At 66.9% G+C, this 8415-nt stretch carries 7 protein-coding genes; all 7 read left to right on the plus strand.

The annotated features are described in order from the left end of the window. Window positions 1-6 precede the first annotated feature (6 nt). Entirely contained in the window at window positions 7-378 is a 372-nt protein-coding gene (locus CFB18_RS02405; protein WP_088570225.1) for a response regulator transcription factor, read from the plus strand. Then, window positions 378-1829, plus strand: coding sequence for a hypothetical protein (locus CFB18_RS15520; protein WP_088570226.1), 1452 nt, complete (start codon window positions 378-380; stop codon window positions 1827-1829). Before CFB18_RS02405 ends, CFB18_RS15520 begins: the two co-directional genes overlap by 1 nt. Before the next feature lie 30 nt (window positions 1830-1859). Then, window positions 1860-3188, plus strand: a complete 1329-nt coding sequence (locus CFB18_RS02415) for a hypothetical protein (protein ID WP_088570227.1) — start codon at window positions 1860-1862, stop codon at window positions 3186-3188. A 68-nt stretch (window positions 3189-3256) separates the two neighbouring features. Further along, a complete protein-coding gene (locus CFB18_RS02420) occupies window positions 3257-3544 on the plus strand; it encodes a GYD domain-containing protein (RefSeq protein WP_088570228.1) in 288 nt (95 codons plus the stop codon). Window positions 3545-3713: 169 nt separating this feature from the next. Next, window positions 3714-4172, plus strand: a complete 459-nt coding sequence (locus CFB18_RS02425; protein ID WP_088570229.1) for a hypothetical protein — start codon at window positions 3714-3716, stop codon at window positions 4170-4172. A 1269-nt stretch (window positions 4173-5441) separates the two neighbouring features. Next, the gene (locus CFB18_RS02435; RefSeq protein WP_143597488.1) at window positions 5442-7253 is read left to right on the plus strand and encodes a M1 family aminopeptidase; all 1812 of its coding nucleotides are present in this window, start codon (window positions 5442-5444) and stop codon (window positions 7251-7253) included. A 162-nt stretch (window positions 7254-7415) separates the two neighbouring features. Then, the coding region (locus CFB18_RS02440; protein WP_088570232.1) for an RNA-guided endonuclease InsQ/TnpB family protein at window positions 7416-8415 on the plus strand (1000 nt) is incomplete at its 3' end.

Raw genomic sequence — 8415 nt, forward strand, 5'->3', positions numbered from 1 at the left:
GTTCCGATGACGACCGTGCTGATCGTTGAGGATGATCCGCAGATGGCCCGTATGCTGGGTGCGCTGCTGGAGTTCGAGGGCTACCGCGCGGTGCTGTGCCCGGCCACCGAGCGGGTGCTGGATTGCATTCGGGAGACGAGACCCGACGTGGTGGTGATGGATTTCCATTTGGGGAGGGTACGGGCTCCAGGTCTCCTCCAGGCCCTGCGGGCTGACCCGGATCTTCGCTCAGCCCGGGTGATCATCGTCTCGGGGGACGACCAGGAGGTGGCCGCCCGCGCCGCCGGCGCCGATCGCTTCCTGCTCAAGCCCTTCGCGATGGAAGAGCTGCTGGAAGCGATCCGGGAGTTGATCCACTCCGAATCGGGGAGGCCGTGATGCATCGCACCTGGGTTGGCTGGGCTCGCAGAGCGCTTCGCATTTCCCTCATGGCCCTCGCAGGCGGCTTTCTGGCCCTCCTGCTGAGCCACCACTCGCCCACGGGGGCGACTCCCACCAGTGAGGTGGAGCCGAACGATTCTCCCAGCCAGGCGATGACCGTCACCCTGGGGGATACTGTCCAGGGCGCCACGGGCATCACGACGACCGCGATCATCACTAGCGACCTCGATTACTACAAAGTTGCCACCATGTCAGGAAATAATTACCGCGTCTCCCTGAACTTGATTTACAATCCCAACCAGCTCATCGTGCGATTGAGAGTTCTCGACGGCGCATTGAGTCTCATTGATGAGTCGATCACCTCCGCCTCGGCCAGCATCAGCTGGCGGGCGTATACCGGGACATATTACATTGAGCTGGTGCCGTTGAGCTTTCAGCCTCCCTCCGCGCCCACTCCCACTCCAACGCCGACGCCTGCGCCGGTGATCGTGAGTTATCTTCTGAGCGTTGCCCAGATCGCCAGCACTCCTACTCCTTCCACGACTCCCACCGGCACGCCACCTCCGACGTCCACGCCCACCCCTCCGCCCACGGCGACCCCGGCGGGGACCCCTGATGCCTTCGAGCCGAACTATGATTTCGATCACGCCACGCTGATCGGGTTGGGTGCCAAATACACCGGCCTGAACTTCGTGCCGGTGGTCCCCGGGGCCGAGGACAACGATTTCTTCAAGCTCTGGGTGAAGCCAGGGATGGTGGTGACCTGCGAGACCTTGGACCTCACCCCGGGGACGGACACGAACATGATCATCTACGACGCGAACCGGAACGGGATCGCGGGCAACGATGATGTGGATCCGCGGGCCGGGGAGCTCCGCAGCCGGGTGACGGTCGGGGTGACCTGGGAGGGCTGGATGTATGTGCTGGTCGGGCAGGGGGGGCGGGGGATTGTTTACGGCTCCGGTTACAGCCTGCAGTGCAGCGTGGGCCTGCCGCCGACGCCCACGCCCACCCCGACCCGCACCCCGCGGCCGATCACGGAAGTCCCGCCGCCGCCCACTGCCACGCCGTTCCCCACTCTCCTTCCCACCCCGCCGGCGACCCCGACGCCGCTCCGTCTGCAGGTGCAGCCCCTCGTGGCCACACCTACCCCCGCCGGGCGCCGCATCGAGGTAACGGTGCGGATCTATTACGATGCCAACGGGAACGGCGCCCCCGATGCGGGGGAGGGGGTGATCGGGATGCCCGTGGGTCTGATCGCCCTCCGCGGTGGGCGCTGGATCGCGCAGGCGGCCACGGATGAAGAGGGTCAGGCCTCGCTCGTGGGCTTCGCCGAGGGGACGGTCCGGCTGGTCGTGCCCTATCTGGGGATCGTGCGGCCGGTCGAGAGCGGCGAGACCGTCCTCATCCGCCTGAACCCGGTTCCTCTGCCGGACCGGCTGCCCTGAAGGGCAGGATCCTTCATTCGGGAGGCGGGGATGGATCTCCAGGGGCCGTTGGGGCCACCGAAGGGAAAGATAGCCCTGGAACGGGTTTTCGAACGGATCCGCCGGCGTTGGGAGGAGATCCCTCCGTCCCTCCGTCCGCTGGTAGGGATCAGCGCGGGGATCGGGGGGCTGGGTCTGGTCCTGTTCCTCGCTGGCCTGATCCTCCTGCTCCGCGGGGCACCCTCGGCGGCCCCGACCCCGGCTCCGGCGACCGCTGGGGCGCCGGTGGGTCCTGTGCCAGTTCGTATCCGGGTGAAGGAGGTCGCTTTCTCGGTCCGCCCGCTCCCGGTTCAGGGCGGGCGCTGGCCGGTGCCAGCCGGAGGAGGGGATGTGGCCTACTGGATGGAAGGGACCGTGGTGAATCCAGTGTTCGGGCTGCCAGGCCGCCCGCAGACCCGACGTCTGGTGGAGGATTTGCAAGAAGGGGATCCCATCGAGGTGGAGATGAGCGCAGGGCCGGTCCTGCGGTTCCAGGTGGTCGGGAAGCAACCGGTGCAACCGACCGATGTGGACATCCTGGCGCAGCAGCGCCCTGGGCTGACGCTTTTGCTTACCGGCGGGGAGCCTCGCTGGGCGGTGATCGCCGTGCCGCTGGCTCAGCCCTCCGCCTTCGGGGAGGCCGCCGGGCGCGTGCCCATCGGCGTGCCGGTTCAGGTCGGCCCGGTTCGTCTGACGGTGTCCGGCGTGGAGGCGCGGGCGGAAGGGCCGGACATCCCGGCGGAGTCGGTGGGGGTCCTGGTGCGCTTTGAGCTGGACCATTCGGGAGAGCCGCCGCTCTCCCTGGAGGGAGCGGAGATCCTCCTGATCGATGCCTCCGGCCGGCGCTATCAGCCGGTTCCCCTGGGGGAGATCTCCCGGCCCGCCGGGCAGGTCCGGCCCGGGGACACCTTCAGCGGCGTGGCGGCGTTCCTCCTCCCCCGGGATCGGGCGATGGGGATCCTGACCTGGCGGTTCAATCCGATGCCCGGCCGCCTGATGCCGGTGGAGGTCGAATTCGAGCTCCCGCGTCCCACCCCGACGCCGCCGCCGGAGGCCCGGTTGCAGATCCAGATCCAGAGCGCCCAATGGTCCGCGGAGGAGGAGACGCTGGTGATCCGGGGCGGGGTGGGGAACACCGGGGATCAACCGGTGGTCGTGCCCCCGGAGGAGGTGGAGCTGGCAGGGCCGGAGGGTCAACCCATCCCCCTTCTGGATGCCTCTCCAGCATTGCCGTGGACGATCCCGGCGGGTCGGACCCTGGGGTTCGAGCTGCGCTTCGCGCTGGCGAATCGGGAGGCGGTGGTGTTGCGGATCGGCGCTGCCCGCTTCCAGATCCGGTAGCGGCCAGGCGTTCGGGGGGCGGCATGGCGGAAGATCCCTATCCAGAATCCAGAGAAAGGAGGGGAACCATGGCGATCTATATCATGCTCAGCACGTTGACAGGCGAGGGGGCGGAGACGATCCGGGAGCGCCCCGAGCGGATCCTGGAGGTCAACCGCGAGGTGGAGGCGATGGGGGTGAAGGTCCTGGCCCAGTATGCGGTGCTGGGGCCGTATGATTTCGTGAACGTCGTGGAAGCCCCCGACAACGAGACGGTGGCCCGGGTCTCCGTGGAGCTGGCCGCGCGGGGCAGCGTGAAGATCATGACGTTGCCGGCCATCCCCATCGAGGAGTTCATCCGTCGGGTGAAGGGCTGAGCGGACCAAAGGATCCTCCCCTCTCGAGGGAGACACGGCCCCTGATCGGGCGGTGGGAAGGTGAGTTTATGCCCGATGCGGGGGTTTCCGGTTTCTGCCATCGGCGAAGCGGTCGGAAGGATCTCCTCCCGGCTCTTGTCCGTATCAATGCCATCTCTCGGAGGGACTGATGATGTGGAGACCCCTCACGTATGTTCTGGCGGCGCTTCTTGGGGTTCTTTCAGGTTTGATTGCCAGCGTGATTACGCCTCTGATCACCTGCTGTTGTTGCGGGCCGGTCGGAGGGGTGCTCTCGGGGGCGGCGGCCTGCGCGGTCCCGCCAGGGGCTTCCCGGCCGGAGGCCTCCCGCGTAGGGGTTCTCAGCGGACTCGCCTTTGGGGTCGGAGCGTTCATCGGGCTGCTCTTAGCGACGCTCCTCGGGCTGGCCACGGGAGCGATCCAGAGGGCGCAAGAGGAGCTCCTGCGTCAGCTTGGACAAAGCCCCGCGCCGGGGGAAACGACGATGGGTCTCGCGGTGGGGATCCTCATCGTTCTTTGCATCGGCGCTCTGCTGCTCCTTCCGCTCTCGGCGGCGGGCGGCTGGTTGGGTGGGCGGATCGTCCTCTCCCTGCGGGGGGAGGCTTCTTAAGGAGGCTGTGAGATGTGGTGGGAGGTGTCAGACTGGATCTTCGCGGTCCGCGCATCGATCTTCCTCTTGCTCGTGATCTTACTTGCCATCCGGTTCGGAGGGAGATGGACTCCGGAGCTGAGGGTTGTCCCTCTGCTCGCCGTTCACATTCCTCTTTCGTTCCCGGAGACCCTCCGGCGCCTGTCGGAAGAGATCCTTCCCACCCTCGATGGCTCCCCGAGCGGCCCGGATCTGGCAGTGATGATCTCCCCTCCTGTCCGCGAGGATGAGGGCGCTCGCCTTGAGCAGGTGGATGAATTCGACAACTTGTTCCTTCTGTGGGGGGAGGGAGGTAGGACGCGAGGGCTGTTTCTCACGTATCCCTCAAGCGAAACGACAGGATCTATGGCCCTCTTTCTTCACCGGAAGTCGCTCAGGGGACTGCTTCAGGGCCTTTCGGATCGGATCGGGATATCGATCGAAGAGCTGCCGGAGGAGGAAGCCTGGAGGTTGTGGGAGCAGCTACGGCAAGGAAGGCTGGGGGAACAGGCCCAGGCGGTTGTTCGTACTGTGGAGCGTTCTGTCTCTTCGCTTCCCTCTCCTCGCCTTGCGGCCATCGCCGCCCTGGCGGGGATGGGTTCCCTGGCTGCGATCCTCTTCGCCGCCGGCGAGCCTGTGGACTTTGCCTTCTTGAGGGGATTCCTTCCGGTGGGGCAGCTGGCTGCCATCGCCAGCGGGCTTGCTTTTCTTTCCGGGCGTGCATCCGCTATGTTGCGGCGAGGGATGGGCGCTTCGGATCCTACGGCCTGGGCTCGAGGACGTGGCTTAAACGTCCTTCCTCGATGGGTCGTTTTCGGCAGCGCGGCGGTCGTCCCTGTGAGCTGGATCGTATTCTGGATGACAGCGAGGGCCGGCGCAGCGATCAGCCTGATCGCTATGATGGCTCTGCTCGTGGCCTGGGTTGTCGGAATGGGCACAATCGGCACCTCGTTCTCTTCACACCCTGCTCCACGCTCGCCGAAGTCTGATCCGTCAGAAGCGCGCTAATGCCCAGAACCGATGGAGGGCGATGGCTGTGAAAGGCCACAACCGTTCGTCCGGGGAAGGTCCCTCGGCGGATGAGAGGATCGTCGCACTCCCTGGTGGTTTCCCGCGCGGTGGATGCTCCTGACCTTTGCAACGGTGGATCGGACGCGGCGGGCCGCGCGGTCCTTCGAGCTCCCGATCCAGAGGCAGCCCGGGGCTCTCTCCGATAGGGAGGATGCGAACACGAAACGAGGCGCAGCACGAATGAATCATGAAGCGCCTTGGGGTAAATGGATCGCGGTGGGGGTGATTCTGCTCGGCATCGCCGGCGCGGCGTGCGCGGCCGGCTTCGCCCTGGGGGTCCTGGCGGGCCCGGAGCTCGCCCGAAGGCTCCCCGCCGCGGAACCGGCTCCCGAAGCGGCGACGCCTCGTTCCCGGCCGTCTCCCTCCCCGTCCCCCACGGCCACCCCCATGCCCACCCCAACGGCCACGCCTACCGCATCGCCGGACGGGGCGCGGGAAGGGCCGAAGGTTTTCGCTGCGGATCTCCCGGATCCGCCCCCCGTTCCGGACTGGGCGGTCGGGCTGGCGAAAGGCGAAACGGCGGATCCGGATCGTCCCATCTACCGGATCGGCGGGATGCTGGAGCCGGACCGGGGGCGCCTGCGGGGCCGCCTGATCCTCTCCCTCCCGTATCGGGAAGGACCGCCTCTTTCCGCCATCTGCTTCCGGGCCTGGGCCCACGCGCCCTCCTCCGGCGGCGCCCGCCTGGAGGTCGGGGAGGTTTGGGTCGGGGATCAGGCCGTCCGTCCCGCTTGGAGCGGCGATCGGACGGCCTTCACGGTCACGCTGCCGGTCCCCTTGCGCGCCGGGGAGGAGATCGCCATCGAGATGCCCTTCACCGTCACCGTGGGGAGCCGGGCCGGCGGCTACGGGCTGATGCAGAAAACCCCCGACGGCCTCCTGGTCCTCTACTATGGCTATCCCGAACTGGCCCGCATCCGGGAGGGCCGCTGTGTTCTGGATCCGCCGTGGGAGAACGGGGACCTTCACCAGGCGGAGGCGGCCCACTTCGCCCTGCGCCTGCGGCTGCCGGAGGGGACGGCTCTATCCGCCAGCGGCGTCATCGTTCAGGAGGCCTCCGGCCCGCCCGGATGGCGCGAGGTGGAGATCGTCGCCCCCTACGTCCGCAACTTGGTCCTGGTCGCCGGGGAGATGGAGGAGATCGTCCAGGAGCGGAACGGCGTCCGGGTGCGGGGCTTCTTCCGGAAAGCCGGAGCCCGGGAGGCCCAGCAGGCCGTGGAGGACGCGCTGGATGCCTTGGAGCGATTTGGGGAGGCCTTTGGCCCGTATCCCTTCTCCGAGCTGGACCTGGTGGAAGTTCCCCTGCGAGGCGGCGCGGCGGGGGTGGAGGCCAGCGGCCTCATCATGATCGGCGAGGACGTGTTCGGGATGGGCGATCTCGGCGGCATGCTGGGCGGATCCAGCGACCTGGACGTTCCCGGCTTCGTGATCGCCCATGAGGTCGCCCACCAGTGGTGGTATGGGATGGTGGGCAACGACGCCTATCGGGAGCCCTGGCTGGACGAGGCGATGACGAACTGGTCTTCGGTTTTCTGGGTGGAACAGGCCCGCGGCCTGGAGGCCGCCCGGACGGCCTGGGATCTCCTCGTGCTGCTCCCCTATCGGCTTCGCCTGGCGGAGGGGGATCTCCCCCTGAATCTTTCGACGGATGACTACTCCATGCTGGACTACGCGGCGATCGTGTATGGAAAGGGGGCTTGGATGATGGAGGCCCTGCGCCAGGAGATGGGGGAGGAGCGGTTCTTTGCCTTCCTGCGGCGGTATCTAGAGAAGCACCGCTGGGGATGGGCCACTGGGGAATCCTGGCAGGAGACGCTGGCGGAGGTCTGGGGAAGGGAGCGGGCGGAGGCCTTCTTCCGGCGGTGGGTGGCCGGAAGCGGGATCACCTCGGCGGATCTTCCCCCAAGCGAGTTCGGGGCTCTCTTCGAGGACCCAAGCCTGGGGCCGTTGCTGCGGACGCTTCTCGAGGCGCTGATAGAAGCGGGGCCATAAGCAGGATTGTGTCGGGCCTTGTGCGTCGGCATGAGCGAGCGCGTTCATTCCGGAGAGGGCGCGGGGATGGAGGGACGGATCTGGATGATCGCTGACGCCCGCGCTGTTCCGCGGTTGCCAACAGGCGCTGTCTTCATTAGCCTTCTCATTGGAGGCGGTGGAATGCGAGTGACTCAGGCTTTTCGCTTTGAACTGGACCCGAACCAAAAAGCCCAGATTGCCCTGGCGAAGCACGTGGGGGCGGCCCGCTTCGCCTACAACTGGGGTCTGGCCCGCTGTCGGGAGGCCCTGGCGCGCGGCGAGCGGATCCCATCCGCGATGGACCTCCACAAGGAGTGGAACACTTGGAAGCGGGAGAACGCCCTCTGGTGGGTAGAGGTCTCCAAGTGCGCCCCCCAAGAGGCCTTCCGAGACCTGGAGCGGGCTTTTCGCAACTGGCGGGAGGGGCGGGCCGGCTTCCCCCGCTTCAAGCGCAAGAAGGCTTTGGCGGATAACAAGGCGCGGCTGACTGGCTCCATCCGCGTCACGCCTCGCCACGTGCAACTCCCACGTATCGGCAAGGTGCGCACCAAGGAGCGGACGGATAAACTCCTGGCGCTCCTTCATGCGAAAAAGGCCCGCATCCTCTCGGCCACGGTTTCCCGGGAGGCGGATCGCTGGTTTGTGAGCCTGACCTGCGAGGTGGAGCGCCCAGACCCCGAGCCTCGGGAGGTCCGGGGGCCAGAGGATGTGGTGGGCATTGATGTGGGGCTGGAAGCCTTCGCGGTTCTCTCGGACAGCACGCGGATTGAGGCCCCGAAGCCCTTGGAGAAGGCCTTGCGGCTTCTGAAGCGGCGTTCGAAGCAGCTCTCCCGCAAACAGAAGCGGACGGTGGTGGAACAGGACCCGGAGACGGGCAAGGAGCGGAAGCGGACGGTTTTCTCCCGCAACTACGAGAAGGCCGCCCTGCGCCTGGCCCGGCTGCAGCGGCGGATCCGGAACATCCGCCGGGACTTCCTGCACAAGATCACCACCGAGCTGGCGAAAACCAAGCCGGTCATCGTGGTGGAGGACCTGAACGTGCGGGGCCTGGCGCGGAGCCCCTATCTCTCCCGGTCCATCCTGGATGTGGGATGGGGGATGTTCCGGCGGATGCTGGAATACAAGTGCTGCTGGTATGGAG

Source organism: Thermoflexus hugenholtzii JAD2, from assembly GCF_900187885.1.
GTDB lineage: Bacteria > Chloroflexota > Anaerolineae > Thermoflexales > Thermoflexaceae > Thermoflexus > Thermoflexus hugenholtzii.